The organism is Gordonia sp. DT30 (assembly GCF_049844915.1).
Classification (GTDB): Bacteria; Actinomycetota; Actinomycetes; order Mycobacteriales; family Mycobacteriaceae; genus Gordonia.
Map to the genome: position 1 here is coordinate 1 of NZ_JBNCLY010000026.1, position 18258 is coordinate 18258.

14 protein-coding genes are annotated in these 18258 nt (G+C 67.4%); 1 reads left to right on the forward strand and 13 read right to left on the reverse strand.

Features of this window, described 5'->3' with window-relative positions; all coding sequences use genetic code 11:
* Positions 1 to 313: 313 nt before the first annotated feature.
* The 12 genes from tyrS to ACLQ3C_RS18915 all read right to left on the reverse strand — a co-directional run bounded on the left by tyrS (position 314) and on the right by ACLQ3C_RS18915 (position 15019).
* Positions 314 to 1642 (reverse strand): tyrosine--tRNA ligase, encoded by a 1329-nt coding sequence (gene tyrS / locus ACLQ3C_RS18860; RefSeq protein WP_425706632.1) that lies wholly within the window; start codon positions 1640 to 1642, stop codon positions 314 to 316.
* Positions 1643 to 1702: 60 nt separating this feature from the next.
* A complete protein-coding gene (locus ACLQ3C_RS18865; RefSeq protein ID WP_425706675.1) occupies positions 1703 to 1918 on the reverse strand; it encodes a Trm112 family protein in 216 nt (71 codons plus the stop codon).
* Positions 1919 to 2000: 82 nt separating this feature from the next.
* Positions 2001 to 5006, reverse strand: a complete 3006-nt coding sequence (locus ACLQ3C_RS18870; RefSeq protein WP_425706633.1) for an AMP-binding protein — start codon at positions 5004 to 5006, stop codon at positions 2001 to 2003.
* A gap of 122 nt (positions 5007 to 5128) precedes the next feature.
* Positions 5129 to 6583 carry an argininosuccinate lyase gene (argH, locus tag ACLQ3C_RS18875; protein ID WP_425706676.1) on the reverse strand — a complete coding sequence of 485 codons (1455 nt, stop codon included), beginning with the start codon at positions 6581 to 6583 and terminating at the stop codon, positions 5129 to 5131.
* Positions 6584 to 6600: 17 nt separating this feature from the next.
* On the reverse strand, positions 6601 to 7800 hold the full coding sequence (locus ACLQ3C_RS18880) for an argininosuccinate synthase (RefSeq protein ID WP_425706634.1): 1200 nt from the start codon (positions 7798 to 7800) through the stop codon (positions 6601 to 6603).
* 217 nt (positions 7801 to 8017) lie between these two features.
* A complete protein-coding gene (locus tag ACLQ3C_RS18885; RefSeq protein WP_425706635.1) occupies positions 8018 to 8530 on the reverse strand; it encodes an arginine repressor in 513 nt (170 codons plus the stop codon).
* Positions 8527 to 9450, reverse strand: coding sequence for an ornithine carbamoyltransferase (gene argF / locus ACLQ3C_RS18890; RefSeq protein WP_425706636.1), 924 nt, complete (start codon positions 9448 to 9450; stop codon positions 8527 to 8529). The genes ACLQ3C_RS18885 and argF overlap by 4 nt, the downstream gene beginning before the upstream one ends.
* Positions 9447 to 10655, reverse strand: a complete 1209-nt coding sequence (locus ACLQ3C_RS18895; RefSeq protein WP_425706637.1) for an acetylornithine transaminase — start codon at positions 10653 to 10655, stop codon at positions 9447 to 9449. Before ACLQ3C_RS18895 ends, argF begins: the two co-directional genes overlap by 4 nt.
* Complete coding sequence (gene argB, locus ACLQ3C_RS18900) at positions 10652 to 11644, reverse strand: acetylglutamate kinase (protein ID WP_425706638.1); 993 nt, start codon at positions 11642 to 11644, stop codon at positions 10652 to 10654. The genes ACLQ3C_RS18895 and argB overlap by 4 nt, the downstream gene beginning before the upstream one ends.
* Positions 11641 to 12918, reverse strand: a complete 1278-nt coding sequence (gene argJ / locus ACLQ3C_RS18905) for a bifunctional glutamate N-acetyltransferase/amino-acid acetyltransferase ArgJ (protein ID WP_425706639.1) — start codon at positions 12916 to 12918, stop codon at positions 11641 to 11643. The genes argB and argJ overlap by 4 nt, the downstream gene beginning before the upstream one ends.
* Entirely contained in the window at positions 12915 to 13955 is a 1041-nt protein-coding gene (gene argC / locus ACLQ3C_RS18910) for an N-acetyl-gamma-glutamyl-phosphate reductase (protein WP_425706640.1), read from the reverse strand. Before argC ends, argJ begins: the two co-directional genes overlap by 4 nt.
* A gap of 110 nt (positions 13956 to 14065) precedes the next feature.
* A complete protein-coding gene (locus ACLQ3C_RS18915; RefSeq protein WP_425706641.1) occupies positions 14066 to 15019 on the reverse strand; it encodes a zinc-binding dehydrogenase in 954 nt (317 codons plus the stop codon).
* A 93-nt stretch (positions 15020 to 15112) separates the two neighbouring features.
* Here ACLQ3C_RS18915 and ACLQ3C_RS18920 point away from each other — a divergent pair, with 93 nt between their 5' ends.
* Entirely contained in the window at positions 15113 to 15751 is a 639-nt protein-coding gene (locus tag ACLQ3C_RS18920; protein ID WP_425706642.1) for a TetR/AcrR family transcriptional regulator, read from the forward strand.
* A gap of 7 nt (positions 15752 to 15758) precedes the next feature.
* On the opposite strand, the gene pheT is transcribed toward ACLQ3C_RS18920, so the two are convergent.
* Complete coding sequence (pheT, locus tag ACLQ3C_RS18925; protein WP_425706643.1) at positions 15759 to 18230, reverse strand: phenylalanine--tRNA ligase subunit beta; 2472 nt, start codon at positions 18228 to 18230, stop codon at positions 15759 to 15761.
* Positions 18231 to 18258 lie beyond the last annotated feature (28 nt).

Sequence of the window (18258 nt, forward strand, 5' to 3'; positions counted from 1 at the left end):
CACCAACACACTATCGAGTTCTCAACGAACACACACCCACCAACACCACCCCACACAGGAGCGAACTTCGGCGAGCTAGTTCTAACAGAGCAGACTACCCGATCAAGGGCAACTGATCCAGGCTACCAGAGCCACTGTCACCGACCAAACTGACGCTCGGCCGGCTTTTGCGCCCGGCTACACCCCAAAGATACGTACTTCACGAGGTGAAGACACTGAGCTACCCCGGGAATCCTGTCGGCCCCGGGGGAGTTGCTCTCTGCGGTGCAACAAGAAAGTTACACACGCCGGAACATTGCGTCAAATCTGCTGGTCAGACGGCTACGCGCGCGCCGGCAAAAGTCTTCTTGCCGCGCCGGATGACCAGCCAACGCCCGTGCAGCAGATCTGTGGTCGACGGCCGCCAGTCGGCATCGCCGACCTTCGCATTGTTCACATATGCGCCACCTTCGGCGATTGCCCGCCGAGCCGCCTTGTTGCTGTCGGACAAGCGCGTATCGACGAGCAGGTCGACGATGGTCGGCCGATTCTCGTCCCCCTCGGCGGCGGCGGGGTACTCGGCAACCGTGGTCTCACCCAACGCGGCGGCAAGCGTCGCCTCGTCGAGTTCGAGCAGATCCCCCCGACCGAACAATGCCTGGCTGGCCAGCTCGACCGCGGCAGTGTGATCGGCACCGTGGATGAGTGTGGTCATCTCCGCGGCCAGACGTTTCTGCGCCAAACGCAGATGCGGCGTCTGTTCGGTCGCGAGCTCGAGGTCGGCGATTTGCGGTCGCCCGAGGAAGGTGAACCACTTGAGGTACCGGACCACGTCGGCGTCGGCGGTGTTCATGAAGTACTGGTACCAGGCGTATGGACTGGTCAGCTCCGGGTCCAGCCACAGACTTCCGCCCCCCGTCGACTTTCCGAATTTCTTGCCGTCCGACGAGGTCACCAGCGGCACCGTCAGTGCATGAACAGTGTTGCCATCGACCCGACGCACCAGGTCCACGCCTCCTACGATGTTGCCCCACTGGTCTGATCCGCCGATCTGAAGCGTGCAGCCGTAGCGTCGATGGAGCTGAAGATAGTCGTTGGACTGCAACAGGATGTAGCTGAATTCGGCGTAGCTGATCCCATCGGTGTCGAGTCGTCGTTTGACCGTTTCCCGGGCGAGCATCACGTTGACGGAAAAATGCTTGCCGAGGTCACGCAGGAAGTCGACGACCGACATCGGTCCGGTCCAGTCGAGGTTGTTGACCATGACCGCACCGTTCGCGGTGCCGTCGATGTCGACAAAGCGACGCAACTGTCCACCGATCCGGTCAGCCCAGCCCTCGACGACATCCGCGGCGTTCATCGTCCGCTCCCCCACGTCGCGTGGATCACCGATCAGACCGGTTGCGCCACCCGCGAGGACCACGGGACGATGTCCGGCGAGCTGAAATCGTCGAAGCGTCAACAGCGGGACGAGGTGGCCGGCATGGAGGCTGGCAGCAGTCGGGTCGAATCCGGCATATAGCGTGATCGGACCATCGGCCAATGCCCCACGCAGTTCGTCGAGGTCGGTCGACTGCGCGATCAGCCCACGCCACCGGAGGTCCTCGAGGATGTCAGGGGTGGTCACGGTTACCTGCGATGTCTCAGCGCTCACGGCGTTCATCTTTCCACCCGACTCCCCGACCGGCGGCGAGGGGCGGGCGCGCGGGCGCGCGAACCCCGATCAGGATTCGCCGGTCAGTCTCTGGTGTTCGTCGGGGTCGACGGCGCGCGCCTCGTCCGCAAGCATCACCGGGATCCCGTCGGAGTCGATCCGGTAGGCCACCCGCAGCCGGGGGTTGTACAGCTCGTCGCCCGCGTCGAGCAGCGGGCCGTGATCCTGCGGGCAGACGAGTCGTTCCCGCACGATCGGATCGATGGTCTCGGCACGCGACGGCATGTCGACGGTTCCCTTCACTCGATGACCGCACCGCTGGGATCGCGGCGTGATAGGCGTGGCCTCACCGTAGCGTGCCGCGATTTCACCCTGGCGTGCCGGCCGCGGCTTCGGCCGCACCCGCCGGCGCCGTCCTGACCCAGGTGACCTTGGTCGCCGCGGAGCGCGTATACCTGCGATAGCGGCCTTCCTCGTCTCGGTACCAGATCTTGGCGCCCGGCTTCGGCAGCCCCGCCCGCACGAGCTCGGTCACCTGTGGCCGGTACGAGTTCGACACGGGGATGTCGTCGACCACCCTGATCAGGTGCGGGCGCTCGGCGGACGGGAACTCGCCCAGCGCGACCCGCAGTTTGGTCACCGTCAACGAGTCCCGCGTCGCGGTCGGCAGGAGAGTCACCGCGACGACCGCCAGCTGGTTCCCGGGCTCGCCCACGCCGTACGCGGCCACCTGGTCGACGCCGTCCACCCGTGACAGTGCCTGTTCGAGTGGTAGGAGATAGACAATTCCGTCGGCGGAGAGGACCGGTGAGTCGACCGCCCCCATGAACCACAGATCGTCGTCGGCATCCCGAATGAACAGTTGTCCGGAGACCTCCCACCGGTCGTCACGGTTGAACACATCGCGCAACACCGTGGAGAAGATGTCGAACCGATAGCGCGTGCGCGCCAGCAGGAGGCCGACCTCGCCCGGTTCGGCCCGACGCACGAAGCCGTTGGGCGCCACGTCGAGTCGCGAGTTCTCGATGTCGTACGCCGCGACCTGTACATGATTCGTCCCCGGCAACTCCCGCCCCATCGACCCGGCCTTGTCCCCGGCGACGTTGGCGAGGATCGCCGACCCGTCGGCAGTCGCGAAGAACTCGAGTATCCGTGCCCGCGGGAAGGCCTCTTGGACGTCCTCCCACAGTCCGACCGGCATTCCGGAGCCGATGAACAACCTGATGGGGTTGTGCTCGGCGATGTGGAACGACCCCGACCGGACGATCTCGCGCATCATGGTCCACGTATAGGAGACGACCGTCACGCCGTACCGGCGTACCTCCACGGCGAAGGTCTCGGCCTCGACCCCGTTGGACAACGCGATGCGGGAGCGACCGGCAACCGTCGCGCCCAGAGTGGTGAGCAGGCCCGATGCGTGATGCAGCGGCGGAAGACAGTACACGGTGTCCCTGTCGGTCAGCCCCGCCGCCGAGGCGGCGCCGAACGCGGACACCGCGAACCGAAGATTGGTGATGGGCCAGACGGTGAGCTTCTGTTCGGACCGGGTGAACAGGATGAACGCGAGGTCCCCGGCCAGTCCCGGATCGGCGCGATACCACGCGGGCATCTCGACGGACGCGGGATCGATCTGTTCCATGTCGATGATGCGGTGCCCGTCGGCACGTTCGATCACTCGCGCATCGCCACTGCCCCCACCGAGGATGAGGACCCGACCACAATGTGCCGCAGCGGTTTCCAAATTCTTGGGATCGGCCACCACGACGGCACAGTTGGCCAGGCGAAGCATCTCGTCGATGTCGCCCTCCGGTGAGAGCATCACCACGACCGCGCCGAGCCTCGACAACGCCGCGACGACCACCAGCGCACTGGGCCGGGTGTCCATCAGGACGCCGATGTGCTGACCGGGGCGGACACCGCACGAGACCAGACCGGCGACGACGTTGCCGATGCGGACGTTGACCTGTTCATGGGTCAGCACGCGGTTCTCGAAGAGGAACAGCTCCTTGTGCCCGCCCCGCTTGGTGTTCTCCGACATGAGCTTGCCGAGCGAGATCCGGGTCCCGGCCTGGATCTGCCCCAACCGCAACAGCCGGGGCGCGGTACGCACCGATTCCTGAGCCACCGCCAGTGACGAACGCTGGAACGATGCCGCCCGGCCCAGAAGCTCGCGGGAGACCCCGGCGCCGGCGTCGGCGACCGCGCTCAGACCATGGGAGAGCCGCGAGGCCACACTGACCCCTGAACCACTGCCCGGTTCCGGAAGGGTCATCGGCTCGATGTCTTCGGGCTGCGGACCGAGTCCGCCCTGCCAGCGGATCCACTCCGCGGTCAGCGGCCACGTATGCGTTCCCGAGGTACTGCCCACCACGAGACCGAAGTGGCCGACCGGCACACATGATTCGTAGACCTCCGCGTCGGGGGCGGCACGCACGATACCTCGCACCGCGGCCGGCTGACCGATGTCGTCGGCTCCTCCGACGAACGCGAGGATCGGACAGGTGATCTCGGCGAGGGTCACCAGTTCACCGTTGATGACAAAGCCGCCCGAGACCATCCGATTGTGGACGACGAACTGCTGCAACAATTCCGCGATCGCGGGCCCCGACCAGGCCACCCATCCGTCGGATTCGAGGAAGCGGCGTTGGTCCTCGCGCGGCAACAGCGCGTCGCGGTCGTGGAGTTGACGGAGGAAGTCGAACCGGCTGCGCGCGGTCTTGACCGGGTCGAGCATCTGAAAACCGAGGCGCGCCAGCCATCCGGGCACCCACAGATGGCTGACGACACGATCGGCAAGGATTTCGGCACCGGGTACCACCAGCCCAGCAGGCAGGCCGAGCGGCAACCCCGCCAACACGTCGACTGGACTGCCGAAGGTGATCAGGCTCGCCAGGCCCTTGCTGCGCCGGTAGGCGGCGGTTTGGTAGGCGAACATCCCGCCCTGCGAATAGCCGGCCAGGTGGACGTCTGACCCGGTTGCGTCGATGATCAGGTCGATCGCGCGGCTCACCGCGAGCACGTGGTCGGCGAGGTCGCGTTCCCGGCCGCCCTCGGCGGTGTCCGGCGAGCCGAAATCGATGACCCACGGCACGATCCCGTGCTGGTGCAGTATCGAGACCGCGCCATTGTGTTCGGTCACGTCGTAGACGTTCGCCGACACCATCATCGGCGGGATGAGCACCACGTTGGGGCCGGCGGACGCGTCGTCGGGAAAATAGCGCCGCAACCTGAACATCTTCTCGGTCTCGACGACCGTGAACGGAGCCGGTTGCGTGCCCGTCTCCAGTCCACCGAGACGTAACACCTCGAGCCCGTTCTGCGCGGTGGCGACCACCCGGCCGACGATCGCTCCCAGATCCGGAATTCCGCCCAATCGACACCCCTCCTATGTGGGCACCCACTCTACCCACCCGTACGAGGCCCGAGCCGCTGTTGTACCGGACCGTGTGGTGACCCGGACCGTCAGTTCACCTGGACCGTCAGTTGACCCGGCTGCTACTGACCACCCGAACCCGGGTGCGTTCTCGGCTGGTTCTGCCAGCGTGCACGAAGTCGCGAGACCTGCTCGGTCAGTACCGCGAGCTGGCGCTGCACCTGGCCGGACGATGTGCCGCCGTGCGCGTCACGCGATTCGATCGATCCGCGAACGCTGAGCACCTCGCGCACCCGCGGGGTGAGCGCCGGGTCGATCGCGGCGAAGGTGTCATCGTCGAGCTCGGCGAGTCCGACACCCCGGCGCTCGGCCTCCCGTACGCATGCCCCGGCCAGCTCGTGGGCGACCCGGAACGGGACGCCCTGACGCACCAGCCACTCGGCGATGTCGGTGGCCAGGGTGAAACCGGCCGGCGCGAGTTCGACCATCCGGTCCTCGTGGAACTCGAGGGTGCCCACCATCCCGGCGACCGCAGGCAACAGCAATTCCAGCTGGGCGACCGCGTCGAACAGTGGCTCCTTGTCCTCCTGTAGGTCGCGGTTGTAGGCCAAGGGCTGTCCCTTGAGGGTCGCCAGCAAGCCGGTCAGGTCTCCGATGAGTCGGCCTGCCTTACCGCGGGCGAGTTCGGCCACGTCCGGATTCTTCTTCTGCGGCATGATCGAACTGCCGGTCGACCACGCATCGGACAACGTCACGTAGCCGAATTCCGCTGTGCTCCAGATGATCACCTCTTCAGACAGCCGCGACAGGTCGACCGCCGCCATGGCGAAGACGAATGCCGCCTCCGCAGCGAAATCACGCGCGGCCGTGGCATCGATCGAATTCTCCGCCGGCCCGTCGAACCCGAGATCTGCCGCGATCGCACCTGGATCGAGCCCGAGAGATGAACCGGCCAGCGCGCCGGAACCGTACGGCGACACCGCGGTCCGACGATCCGCGTCTCCGAGGCGGTCGACATCACGCAGCAGCGGCTGCGCATGCGCCAGCAGATGGTGCGCCAGGAGCACCGGCTGAGCCGCCTGCAGGTGCGTCTTACCCGGCATCACCGCATCCGGGTGCGCCACGGCCTGGCTGACGAGTGCGTCCACGACGTCGAGCAGCCCGAGCGACACCCGCGCCATCGCCTCGCGCACCCACATCCGGAACAGCGTGGCGACCTGGTCGTTGCGTGAACGACCCGCCCGCAGGCGGCCGCCCAGCTCGGGTCCGACCCGTTCGATCAGGCCGCGTTCGAGCGCTCCGTGTACGTCCTCGTCCGACGGCGCCGGACCGAAGGTGCCATCGGCGACGTCAGCGGCGAGTCGATCGAGCCCGTCGAGCATCACCACCAGGTCGTCGTCACCGAGCAATCCCGCCGCGCCGAGAACCCGGGCATGCGCCTTCGACGCGCGAATATCGAAGGGCGCCAACACCCAGTCGAAGTGGGTGGACTTGCTCAGCGCGGCCATCGCCGCGGCCGGGCCGTCGGCGAATCGCCCACCCCACAGCGAACCCTCGTTGGTGGCCCCGTCTTTCATGTGACCGGCCTGCTCACTCACCCGAGCAGGTCCCGTTGCGCGGCGATCTTCGAGGAGAGGCCGTGCAGTTCCACGAAGCCGCGGGCGTTGGACTGATCGAAGCTGTCGCCCTCGTCATAGGTGGCGAGGTTGAAGTCGTAGAGCGACTCCGGGCTGCGTCGGCCGTTGACGGAGATGTGACCGCCGTGCAAGGTCAGCCGGATGTCACCGGTGACGTGCTCCTGGGTGGAGTCGACAAAAGCGTCCAGGGACCGCTTGAGCGGCGAGAACCACAGGCCGTCGTAGACCAGCTCGGCCCACTTCTGGTCGGTGTGCCGCTTGTAGCGACCCAATTCCCGCTCCAGGGTGACGTGTTCGAGCTCGGCATGGGCGGTGATCAGCACCATCGCGCCTGGGGCCTCGTACACCTCACGGCTCTTGATGCCCACCAGCCGGTCCTCGACGACGTCGAGCCGGCCGACGCCCTGCGCACCGGCCCGCCGGTTGAGTTCCTCGATGGCCTCGAGCACGCTCACCGGCTTGCCGTCGATCGCGATGGGCCGGCCCTTGTCGAAACTGATGATGACCTCGTCGGGCGACTGCCAGTTGAGCGTCGGGTCCTCGGTGTAGGAGTACACGTCCTTGGTGGGTGCATTCCACAGGTCCTCGAGGAACCCGGTCTCCACTGCGCGGCCCCAGACGTTCTGGTCGATCGAGAACGGCGAGCGCTTGGTCACGTTGATCGGGATCGCGTTCTCCTCGGCGAAGGCGATCGCCTTCTCGCGCGTCCAGGCGTAGTCGCGGACCGGTGCGATGACCTTGAGATCGGGTGCCAGCGAGGCGAATCCGACCTCGAAGCGCACCTGATCATTGCCCTTGCCGGTGCAGCCATGGGCGACGACGGTGCCGCCATGGTCCCGAGCAGCGGTCACCAGATGTTTGGCGATCAGCGGCCGCGACACGGCCGACACCAGCGGGTAACGATCCATGTAGAGGGCATTGGCGGTGATGGCGGGCAGGCAGTAGTCGTCGGCGAATTCGTCACGCGCGTCGACGAGTACGGCCTCCACCGCACCGCAGTCGAGAGCGCGCTGACGCACGACCTCCATGTCCTCGCCACCTTGGCCCAGGTCGACCGCGACCGCCACGACCTCATTGCCGGTTTCCCGGCCGATCCAGCTGATGGCGACCGAAGTATCCAGTCCGCCCGAGTATGCGAGTACGACGCGATCGGCCATGTGTTTATGAACTCCTGTTTCGTGTGTGCACATCCATCATGGGATGCGCGGTTGGCTGGGGTGATCGGGGGTCCGATGAACGGTTCTCCCGATCAACCCGGGGTATCAGATCCGCCGATGGTCGGTCAGGTCTGCCGGGTCTTGGGGTGGTCGGGTCGGGGGTGGTCGGGTCTGGGCTGTCGGGTCTGCGTGTACCGGACGGAACGACGCGGCCCGGTCACACGAGACCCTCGATTCGTCGAGCCATCTCGGCACCGTCGATCGGATCACGCGCGCACACGAAGATCGTGTCATCACCGGCGATGGTGCCGACCACGTCGGGCAGGCTCGCCCGGTCGATGGCGCTGGCAAGATAGTGCGCCGCACCCGGCGGCGTGCGCAGGACGGCCAGGTTTCCGCTGCTGTCGGTGGAGACCAATAGTTCGGAGACCAACCGCGCGAGCCGATCGGTACCGCCGAACACCCCACGAACCGGCGAACCGTCCTCGGGAACCATGTACACGCCGACGCCACCGTCGGCGGCACGCAGCTTCACCGCACCGAGTTCGTCGAGGTCACGCGAGATGGTCGCCTGTGTGGCGTCGATACCGCGTGCGGCGAGCAGATGCTGCAGCTCGGATTGGCTGCGCACCTGCCGTTTGGCCAGGACCTCGACGATCAGCGCGTGCCGGCCGGCACGCGTGGCGGCCAGCCGCGGCTCGGGCTGCTCGGATCTGCTCGATGCGGTCATCGATGCTCCAGCAACCAGATCAGCAAGGCCTTCTGCGCGTGCAGCCGGTTCTCGGCCTCGTCGAAGACCGCACTCGCCGGCCCGTCGATGACCTCGTCGGTGATCTCGTCGCCGCGGTGGGCCGGCAGGCAGTGCAACACGACCGCCCCGGGAGCGGCGTGGGAGAGGAGCCCGGCGTTGATCTGATACGGCCGAAACGGCGCCTTTCGATCCCTGCCGTCGTCCTCCTGTCCCATCGACACCCAGGTGTCGGTGACCAGCACGTCGGCATCGGTCGCGGCGCGGACCGGGTCGGCGACCAGCCGAATCGACCCACCGGTCAGCGTTGCACGCTTCTCGGTGTCGGCGATGACCTGGGCGTCGGGCGCGAAGCCATCGGGGGCGCTGATCGTCACGTGCATCCCGGCGGTGACTCCGCCGAGCGCCAGCGAATGCGCCATGTTGTTCGCACCGTCGCCGAGGTAGGTCATCCGCAGTCCGGCGGTGGCGCCCTTGCGTTCGATGATCGTCTGCAGGTCGGCGAGTATCTGACACGGGTGAAAGCTGTCGGAGAGGGCGTTGACGACGGGAATCGTGGCGGTGGACGCCATTTGCTCGAGCCGTTCCTGGGCGAAGGTGCGCCACACCACCGCGTCGACGAAGCGCGAGAGCACCCGGCCGGTGTCGGGTAGGGATTCGTCGCGGCCGAGCTGGGTGGTGCGTCCGTCGACGACCACGGCGTGGCCGCCGAGTTGGGCGATTCCCATCTCGAAGGAGAACCGGGTGCGCGTGGAGTTCTTGTCGAAGATCACCCCGACGCCCCGCGGGCCCTCCAGCGGGCGATACGCGAACGGGTTGCGCTTGACGTCGGCGGCGAGTGCGAGCACTTGTGCCTGCTCGTCGGCGGTCAGGTCGTCGTCGCGCAAGAAATGGCGTGTCATGGGCGTCCCTTCGCTTCGGTCTCGGCGTGCGCGGCGTCTGTGGCGGCATCGAGGATCGCCGGTAGTGCGGCGACGAATTCCCGGCCCTGTTCCTCGGTGAGGATCAGCGCGGGCGCGAGGCGCAGCACATCGGGCGCCGGCGCATTGATGAGGAAGCCGTCTGCGCGGGCGGCGGCTTCGACGTGGGCGGCCGCTGCCCGGTTCAGCACGATCCCGAGTAGCAGGCCGGATCCGCGGACATGCGAGATCAGCGGGTGGTCGAGGTCCTCGATGCCTGCGGCTATCGATTTACCCACCGCCGCAACGTGTTCGACGAGTCCCTCGTCGTCGATGACCCGCAGGACTGCCAGTGCTGCCGCGGCACTGACCGGGTTGCCGCCGAAGGTGGTTCCGTGCTGTCCGGGCGTGAAGAGGTCTGCCGCATCGCCGGTCGCGATGCACGCGCCGATGGGCAGGCCGCCGCCGAGGCCCTTGGCCAGGGTCATCACGTCCGGTACCACCCCGCCGGCCTGGTGGGCGAAGAACGTTCCGGTGCGCGCGATCCCGGTCTGCACCTCGTCGAGGATCAGCAGGGCCCCACGCTCGGCGGTGATCCGCCGGGCGTGTGCCAGATAGTCGGCGGGCGGCACGACGACACCTGACTCACCGAGGATCGGTTCGAGGATGACTGCCGCGGTGTGTTCGTCGACCGCCGTATCGAGGGCGGCGGCATCGCCGAAGGGCACGAACTCGACGCCCGGCGGCATCGGCGCGAAGGGCTCGCGCTTGCCCGGCTGTCCGGTCATCGCGAGTGCACCCATCGTGCGGCCGTGAAAGGCTTTGTCCGCAGCAATGATCTGTGGCCGTCCGGTCCGTCGTGCAAGTTTGAACGCGGCCTCGTTGGCCTCGGTTCCCGAATTGCAGAAGAAGACCCGGCCCGGATGGCCGAACCGGCCAAGGAGCTGCTCGGCGAGCTCGACGACGCGCTCGTTGATGTAGAGGTTCGACACGTGGCCGAGGGTGGCCAGCTGGGTGGAGACGGCATCGATGATTGCCGGATGGGCGTGGCCGAGCGCGTTGACGGCGATTCCGCCGAGCAGATCGAGGTAGCGCTTCCCGTCGGCGTCCCACACGTAGGCCCCGTCGCCACGTTCGAGTGTCAGCGCCGGGGTGCCATAGTTGTTCATCAGCGCGGTGGACCACCGCTGCTGCCAGGGTGCGGTCATGAGGTCGTGACTTTCGGGTCGGGAGTCGGTGTGCGGGTATCGGAGTCGGCGCCGGTGTCGGCGCCGGTTCGGTATGGCACCACGGTCGTTCCGGCCGAACTCGAGGTCAACAGTTCGGCCAGCACCGCGTGGGATACCCGGCCGTCGATGACATGCGCCCGGCGCACCCCACCGGTCACCGCCCGCAGGCAGGCCTCCATCTTCGGAACCATGCCGGAATCCAAGCGCGGCAACAGTTCTGCGAGCCGTTCGGTATCGATCTCCGACACCATCGAGGCCCGGTCGGGCCAGTCGGTGTAGAGACCTTCGACATCGGTGAGCATCACCAGTCGCGCGGCACCCAAGGCCTCGGCCAGCGCGCCGGCGGCGGTGTCGGCGTTGATGTTGTGCACCACGCCATCACGGTCGGGGGCGATCGTGGAGATCACCGGAATCCGCCCGGCGGCAACAAGATCGAGAACCGCCGAGGCATTCACCGAGGAGATGTCGCCGACCAGACCGACGTCGGTGGCCACGCCGTCGACCAGGACCGAACGGCGGACCGCGGTGAACAGATGGGCGTCCTCACCGGTCAGGCCCACCGCGTACGGACCATGAGTGTTGATCAACCCCACCAGCTCTCGGCCGACCTGCCCGAACAGCACCATCCGGACGACATCCATCACTTCCGGAGTGGTGACCCGGAAACCGCCGCGGAACTCTCCCGACAACCCCAGCCTCGCGAGCATTGCCGAGATCTGCGGCCCGCCGCCGTGCACCACGATCGGGTGCATCCCGCAGGCACGAAGGAACACCATGTCCACGGCGAACGCGCGTTTCAGGTCATCGTCGACCATCGCGTTGCCGCCGTACTTGACCACGACGGTCGCGCCGGCGAGCGCCTGCATCGCAGGCAGCGCGTCGGCGAGTACGGCCGCCTTGTCCACGTCCGCCGATGCGGCGGTGTCGACAGCGATCTCGTGACCGTCGGGGAATGCTCCGGTGCTCATGAGGAATACGCCGAATTCTCTTCGACGTAACCGTGCGAGAGGTCGGTGGTCCGGATCGACCCGGATGCCGAGCCCAGTCCGAGATCGATGCGCACCTCGATGTCGGCGCCCGACAGGTCCACCTCCCGTGCACCGGGTGCACCCGCACCGTCGACGCACACCGCATTACCGTTGAACGACACCGAGATCCGGTCGGGATCGATCGTGACCGGCGCAATCCCCACGGCGGCGAGAACGCGGCCCCAATTGGGATCGGACCCGAAAAGTGCGGTCTTGACCAGCGAGTCACGCGCGACCGTGCGGGCGATCGTGATCGCGTCGTCCTCGGTGCGCGCGCCGGCCACGGTGATGATGATACGTTTGGTGACGCCCTCGGCGTCGGCCATCAACTGGGCCGCCAGTTCGTCGCAGACGGCCAGGACGGCGGCATCGAGATCGGCTTGCTCGACCGGGATCTGGCTGGCGCCCGAGCTGAGCAGCAGCACAGTATCGTTCGTCGAGGTCGCCCCGTCGACGTCGAGGCGATCGAAGGTCAGCGCGGTGGCCCGCCGCAACGCCGCATCGAGCTGCTCGGCGGTGGCCCGGGCATCGGTCGTCAGCACACACAACATGGTGGCCAGCGACGGCGCCAGCATTCCGGCGCCCTTCGCCATGCCGCCGACATTCCATCCCTGCGGATGGTGCAGCGCAACCTGTTTGGGCACCGTATCGGTGGTCATGATCGCGTAGGCCGCATCGGTGCCGCCAGACAGTCCGCCGCCCATATCGTGGACGATCTCGGTCACTCCGGCGAGGACCTTGTTCATCGGCAACCGATCGCCGATGAGGCCCGTGGAACAGACCGCGACCTCCACCGCCCCGGTCTCGGTGCCCCAGTTGCTCAGCGCGTCGGCGACCGCCTCCGCTGTGGCATGGGTGTCCTGAAATCCGCCCGGCCCGGTGCAGGCATTCGCACCGCCGGAGTTGAGGATCACCGCACGCAGCCGACCGGTGGTCAGCACCTGCTGTGACCACAGCACCGGCGCAGCCTTGACCTGATTACGGGTGAACACCCCCGCCGCGGCATGGTCGGGACCCTCGTTGAACACCAGCGCGAGATCTTCTTTGCCAGAAACCTTGATACCGGCCGCGATTCCCGCCGCGCGGAAACCGAGCGGCGCGGTCACACCCTGCTCACGCACCAGCCGCGGCGCGCCCAGCGGCGCGCCCCCGACGATCCGGTCCTCGGTGTCGGTCCGGCCGTCCGTGTCGACCCGATCATCCGATGCCGTCACGGCGCGATCCCCACGGTGCTCAATCCCTCTGCCTCATCCCAGCCCAACGCCAGGTTCATCGATTGCACGGCGGCCCCGCCGGTGCCCTTGGTCAGGTTGTCGACGGCACCGACAGCCACCAGCGTGCCGGCGCGCTCGTCGACGGTCACCGCGATCTGGACGGCGTTCGAGCCGATCACCGAACCGGTCGTCGGCAACGATCCGGCCGGCAGCACATGCACGAAATGTTCGTCGCCATATGCCTTCTCGTAGACGGCACGGACCTCGTCGACAGTGGCGGTGGTCCGCGCGGTGCAGGTGGCAAGAATGCCACGCGACATCGGGACGAGAACGGGTGTGAACGAGACACTCACCGGCAGATCGGCCGCCTCCGAGAGCGCCTGGGCGATCTCCGGGGTGTGGCGATGGGTACCGCCGACGCCGTATGCGCGAGCCGAACCGATCACCTCGGAGGCGAGCAGGTCGACCTTGGGCGAGCGTCCCGCCCCTGAGGTGCCACTGACCGCGACCACGGTGACCGCGGGCTCGACGAGGCCGGCGGCCAGCGCAGGCAGTAAGGAGAGGATCGAGATGGTGGGATAGCAGCCGGGCACCGCGATCCGGCTCGCGCCCGCGAGCACCTCCCGGTTGCCGGGCAGTTCGGGCAGTCCGTATGGCCACGTGCCGGCGTGGTCGCCGCCGTAATATGCGCTCCAGTCAGCACTGTCACGAAGCCGGAAGTCGGCCCCGCAATCGATGATCAGAGTGGTCGGCGGCAGCGCGTCGGCGATTGCGGCCGAGGTACCGTGCGGTAGTCCGAGGAACACCACGTCGTGTCCCGCGAGGACCTCGGTGGTCGTCTCCTCGAGAACCCGATCGGCCAGCGGCAGCAAATGCGAATGCTGGGAGCCGAGTGTGCTCCCGGCGTTGCCGCCCGCGGTCAACGCGCCGATCTCCAGCTCACCCGAACGCAGTCGGGGGTGACCGCAGAGAAGACGCAGGATCTCACCGCCCGCATAGCCGCTGGCACCAGCGACCGCCACCTTGATCGTCGTCATGCAAACATTATGCACGATGATGCAAATTGATTCATGGGCGGTTCCGCGGTCGGCCCTCGCAACCGCCGGGCTCCACTGTCCATCGGGCCGGCGGTCCACCCGATGGGACGCTACGGGACGAGCACTATCCGGCCGAACACAACACCGTCGTCCATCTGCCGATGGGCCTCGGCAGCGTCGGCCAACGGCATGACCGCGTGCACCACCGAGTGCAGTTCGCCGCGCGACGCCCCGGCAAACCATTTCGCGCGCACGGCGTCGCGCGCGGCCACGGGCACCGTGTCCAGACTGAAGGTCGCAAACGACCGAGACCGCTGGAATGCGCCCATCAGTCGCATTCCGAAGTCGACCGGCGGCGCCCCGGCAATGACTCCGACCAGTACGAACCGGCCATTGGACGCGAGCCGGTCAAGGAAGTCCGGTAGGTGCGCACCGCCGGCGATGTCGATGATCACGTCGTATGACTCCGGCGCCGCAGAGTCCCCGTGGCCAGTGCGATCGAGTACATGCGTCGCGCCGAGCGCCCGCAGGCGCGCGCCACGATCCGCCGACGAGGTCGTGACTGCAACCACGTCGGCGCCACCGGCCGCAGCCATCTCGACGGCGGCGATGCCGATGCTGCCGGCCGCACCACGCACGAGCACCGACTCGCCCGCGGTGAAGTGGGCGTGGCGCAGGGCGAAGTGTGCGACCGGCGCCGCGCTGCCTAACGTCACCGCATCGATCGATGACAGGCCGTCGGGAAGTTCGACGATCTCGCTCACTCGCGCGAGCGCCTGCTCGGCGTATCCGCCGCCGAGGCCGGTGAACGCCCAGACCCGGCGTCCGATCAAGGAGGTATCGACGCCATCACCCACCGCGGTCACGGTGCCGGCGACCTCGCTTCCCGGGATCAGCCCCTCGGCGAAGCCGTATCCGGCGAGAGTTCCGCGCCGGATGACCGCGTCGACGCCACCCACGCCGATCGCCTCGGTCTCGATGACCACCTCTGCGTTTCCCGCTCGGGGTCGGGGGATGTCGGTCTCCACCAGTCCGGCGGGTTCCCCGAACTGTTCTATGCTCACCGCGCGCACCTGCGCCTCCTCGAAGTTCCTGCTGTCTGCGATACGGTGACGACGCTAGCGGACGCACCCGTCCACTTATCGGAAGTGAGAAGTATGCCGGTTCGATCGCCTCAGATGTTGCGCACCGACGCCCGGGACAATCGCGATCAGATCCTGGCGGCCGCACGGACACTGTTCACCGAGAGCGGCCTGCAGGTCACGATGCGACAGATCGCGCGCCGCGCCGCGGTCGGCCCGGCAACCCTCTACCGACGGTTCCCGACGAAGCAGATCCTGATCGACGAAGCCTTTGCCGACGAACTCCGCACCTGCCGACAGATCGTCGACGACGGTTGTGCCCACGAAGACCCGTGGCGTGGGTTCTGCGGCGTCATCGAACGGCTCATCGTCCTCAATGCCCAGAATCAGGGATTCGTCGACGCGTTCACGTCGTCGACCGCAGAGATGAACGCGGTTGCGGCACATCGTGTCTCGATGATTCGCAAGCTCACGGCGCTGACCGCCCGCGCGCAGGCCATGGGGGGCCTACGACACGATTTCGTGATCGATGACGTCGTGCTGATCTTGTTGGCCGGTCGCGGCCTTGCCACCCTCCCGCAGGAGCACCGGGCCAGGGCCGCAACGCGCTTCGCCGCGGTGGCCGTCTCCGGGCTCCGGCAATCCGAGGACAACGTGGCATTGCCACAAGGTTCGAGAATGGCCGCCGCCGTGATCCTGGGTGGCACGGCCTGAGCGCCGGCTACCGCAACCGCGCACCGACCCGATCGCCGGCAACCGCCACCGCCGCCAGCTTCGCCGCGTTGGCTTCGTCCTCGGTGAGCGTGCGGTCGTCGGCGCGGAAACGTAACGAGAAGGTCAAGGACTTGTTGCCCTCGCCGACCTGACTACCGGTGAACACGTCGAACAGGTCGATCGCCTCGAGCAGTTCACCCGCACCCGCTACCAGCGAAACCCGGACGTCTTCGGCCGGCACGTCGTGCGCAACGACGACGGCCACGTCCTGCAGAACGGCCGGGAACACGCTCACATCAGGTGCCGGCAGCACGGTCGTGAGCGGCAAGGCGTCGATGTCGATCTCCACCGCACACGTTCGTTTGGGGAGTCCGGCGCGTTCGAGTACCGCCGGATGCAGCTCTCCCGCATACCCCACCGTCGACCCCTCGACACTCAGCCTGGCGCACCGGCCGGGATGCCACGGCCGGTGGTCGTCGGCCGTGAGCTCGATGGTCACACCGGCCGTGCGCCCGACCGTTCGCGCCGCCTCGAAGGCGTCGAGATAGTCCGCGGTACGGCCCGGACCCCACGGGCCTGCCGGGTCACGCAGGCCCGTGACAACCGCCGCCACATGCAGCGGTTGCTGCGGAAGCGACGCGTCGAGGGCGGCGATCTCCTCGTCGGTGGGACTGCGCGTCACATCCAGCGCACCGACCGGGGCGACATTGTCCCCGACGATGACCACCTGGCCGATGGTGAACAGCGACAGGTCGCGCTGACCGCGAGCGATGTTGCGGGCGGCCATCTCCAGCAGCCCGGGCAGCAGCGTGGTGTTGAGTTCGGGACGGTCGGCCTCGAGCGGGTTGAGCACCTTGGCGGTGCGCCGCCGCTCGTCGTCGGCCGCGAGATCCCATTGGTCGAAGACACCCGCGGGCATGAACGGATACGGCAACACCTCGACGTAGCCATCGAGCGCCAGCGCGCGGCCGATTCCGCGGCGGCGGCGCTGCGCAGCCGTCAGACCGGTGCCTGCAGGCGCTGTCGGTGGGATGGCCGGGATGTCCTCGAGCCCTTCGAGGCGCAACACCTCTTCGACAAGATCGGCCCGTTGGCGCAGATCGGCTCGCCACGACGGCGGGGTGACCTCCAGCGGACCACTGCCGGCAACCAGACAACCGACCTCGGTCAGGCGCGCCGCGGTGGTTCCGGTGGGGTACGTGACGCCGGCGGTGCGGTCCGGTTCGTCGGCCGCGATGGTGATCGGCTGCGGCGCGGCGACGGTGACGCGATCCTCCGACAGCGGGGAGGCGACCTCACCGCCGGTGAGCTCCACGATCAGCGAGGAGGCGCGATCGGAGGCAACCGCGGTGATCGCCGGATCCACGGTGCGCTCGAAGCGCTTGGCGGCCTCCGAGGTGAGCCTGTGCCGCTTGCCGCTGCGGAACACCCGAACAGGGTCGAAGGTGGCCGCTTCGAGCAGCACCCGTGTGGTCTGCGGGCCGACCTCGGTGCCGGCACCACCCATCACACCGGCCAACGCGATCGGGCCGCTCTCGTCGGCGATCACGACGTCCTCGGGGTCGAGTTCGCGGACCACTCCGTCGAGGGTGGTCAGCTCCTCCCCCGCCCTCGCGTTGCGCACCGTGATCGCGCCGGTGATCTTGTCGGCGTCGAATGCATGCAACGGCTGGCCGAGTTCGAGCATCACATAGTTGGTGACGTCGACGACGGCCGAGATCGGTCGCACCCCGGCGACCAGCAGACGCTTCTGCATCCACCACGGCGATGCCGCGGTCGCGTCCACCCCGGTGATGAGTCGCGCCGTGTATCGCGTCGCGGTCGACGCGGGATCGATCGAGACCGGCCACGGCTCGCCCCCGGCCGCGATCGCCTCGCCGGGTAGGCCGGGATCGATGAACGGCACCGAGAAGCTGCTCGCGAGTTCGCGCCCGAGCCCGCGGACGGAGAAGGCGTAACCGCGGTCCGGGGTGACGTTCACATCGATCGCGGCGTCGTCGAGGCCGAGTACGTCCCGCGCGTCGGCGCCAGGCGCGGCAGTGCCGGGGGCGAGAACCAGAATGCCGCTGTGATCGGTCCCGATCCCCAGTTCGGAGATCGAGCAGATCATGCCGTCGGAGGTATGGCCGTAGGTCTTTCGGGCGGTGATCTCGAACGGCCCGGGCAGCACGGTACCCGGCAGAGCCGCCACGATCAGGTCACCTTCGGCGAAATTACGTGCACCACAGATGATTTCTCGAAGATCGTCCTCGCCGACATCCACTGTGCAGAAGCGGATGGGCTTTTTGAATTCGGTCAGCTCGGTGATCTCGCGCACCCGCCCGATGACCAGTGGGCCGGTGATCTCGGGGAAGGGATCGATATCCTCGATCTCGAATCCGACGCGGACGAAGCCTGCGTCGATCTCCTCGGCACTCGCCGACCAATTCGGGTCGCCGGCACGCAACACCTCGGTGTACCAGGATTGTGGGGCACGCACGTCTATCAGCTACTTTCTCGAAAGTGTG

Bases quoted from the DNA above. Each gene is read 5' to 3' on its own strand.
- tyrS (WP_425706632.1), bottom strand. From the start codon at position 1,642: ATGAACGCCGTGAGCGCTGAGACATCGCAGGTAACCGTGACCACCCCT.
- ACLQ3C_RS18865 (WP_425706675.1), bottom strand. From the start codon at position 1,918: ATGCCGTCGCGTGCCGAGACCATCGATCCGATCGTGCGGGAACGACTC.
- argH (WP_425706676.1), bottom strand. From the start codon at position 6,583: ATGAAAGACGGGGCCACCAACGAGGGTTCGCTGTGGGGTGGGCGATTC.
- ACLQ3C_RS18880 (WP_425706634.1), bottom strand. From the start codon at position 7,800: ATGGCCGATCGCGTCGTACTCGCATACTCGGGCGGACTGGATACTTCG.
- ACLQ3C_RS18885 (WP_425706635.1), bottom strand. From the start codon at position 8,530: ATGACCGCATCGAGCAGATCCGAGCAGCCCGAGCCGCGGCTGGCCGCC.
- argF (WP_425706636.1), bottom strand. From the start codon at position 9,450: ATGACACGCCATTTCTTGCGCGACGACGACCTGACCGCCGACGAGCAG.
- ACLQ3C_RS18895 (WP_425706637.1), bottom strand. From the start codon at position 10,655: ATGACCGCACCCTGGCAGCAGCGGTGGTCCACCGCGCTGATGAACAAC.
- argB (WP_425706638.1), bottom strand. From the start codon at position 11,644: ATGAGCACCGGAGCATTCCCCGACGGTCACGAGATCGCTGTCGACACC.
- argC (WP_425706640.1), bottom strand. From the start codon at position 13,955: ATGACGACGATCAAGGTGGCGGTCGCTGGTGCCAGCGGCTATGCGGGC.
- ACLQ3C_RS18920 (WP_425706642.1), top strand. From the start codon at position 15,113: ATGCCGGTTCGATCGCCTCAGATGTTGCGCACCGACGCCCGGGACAAT.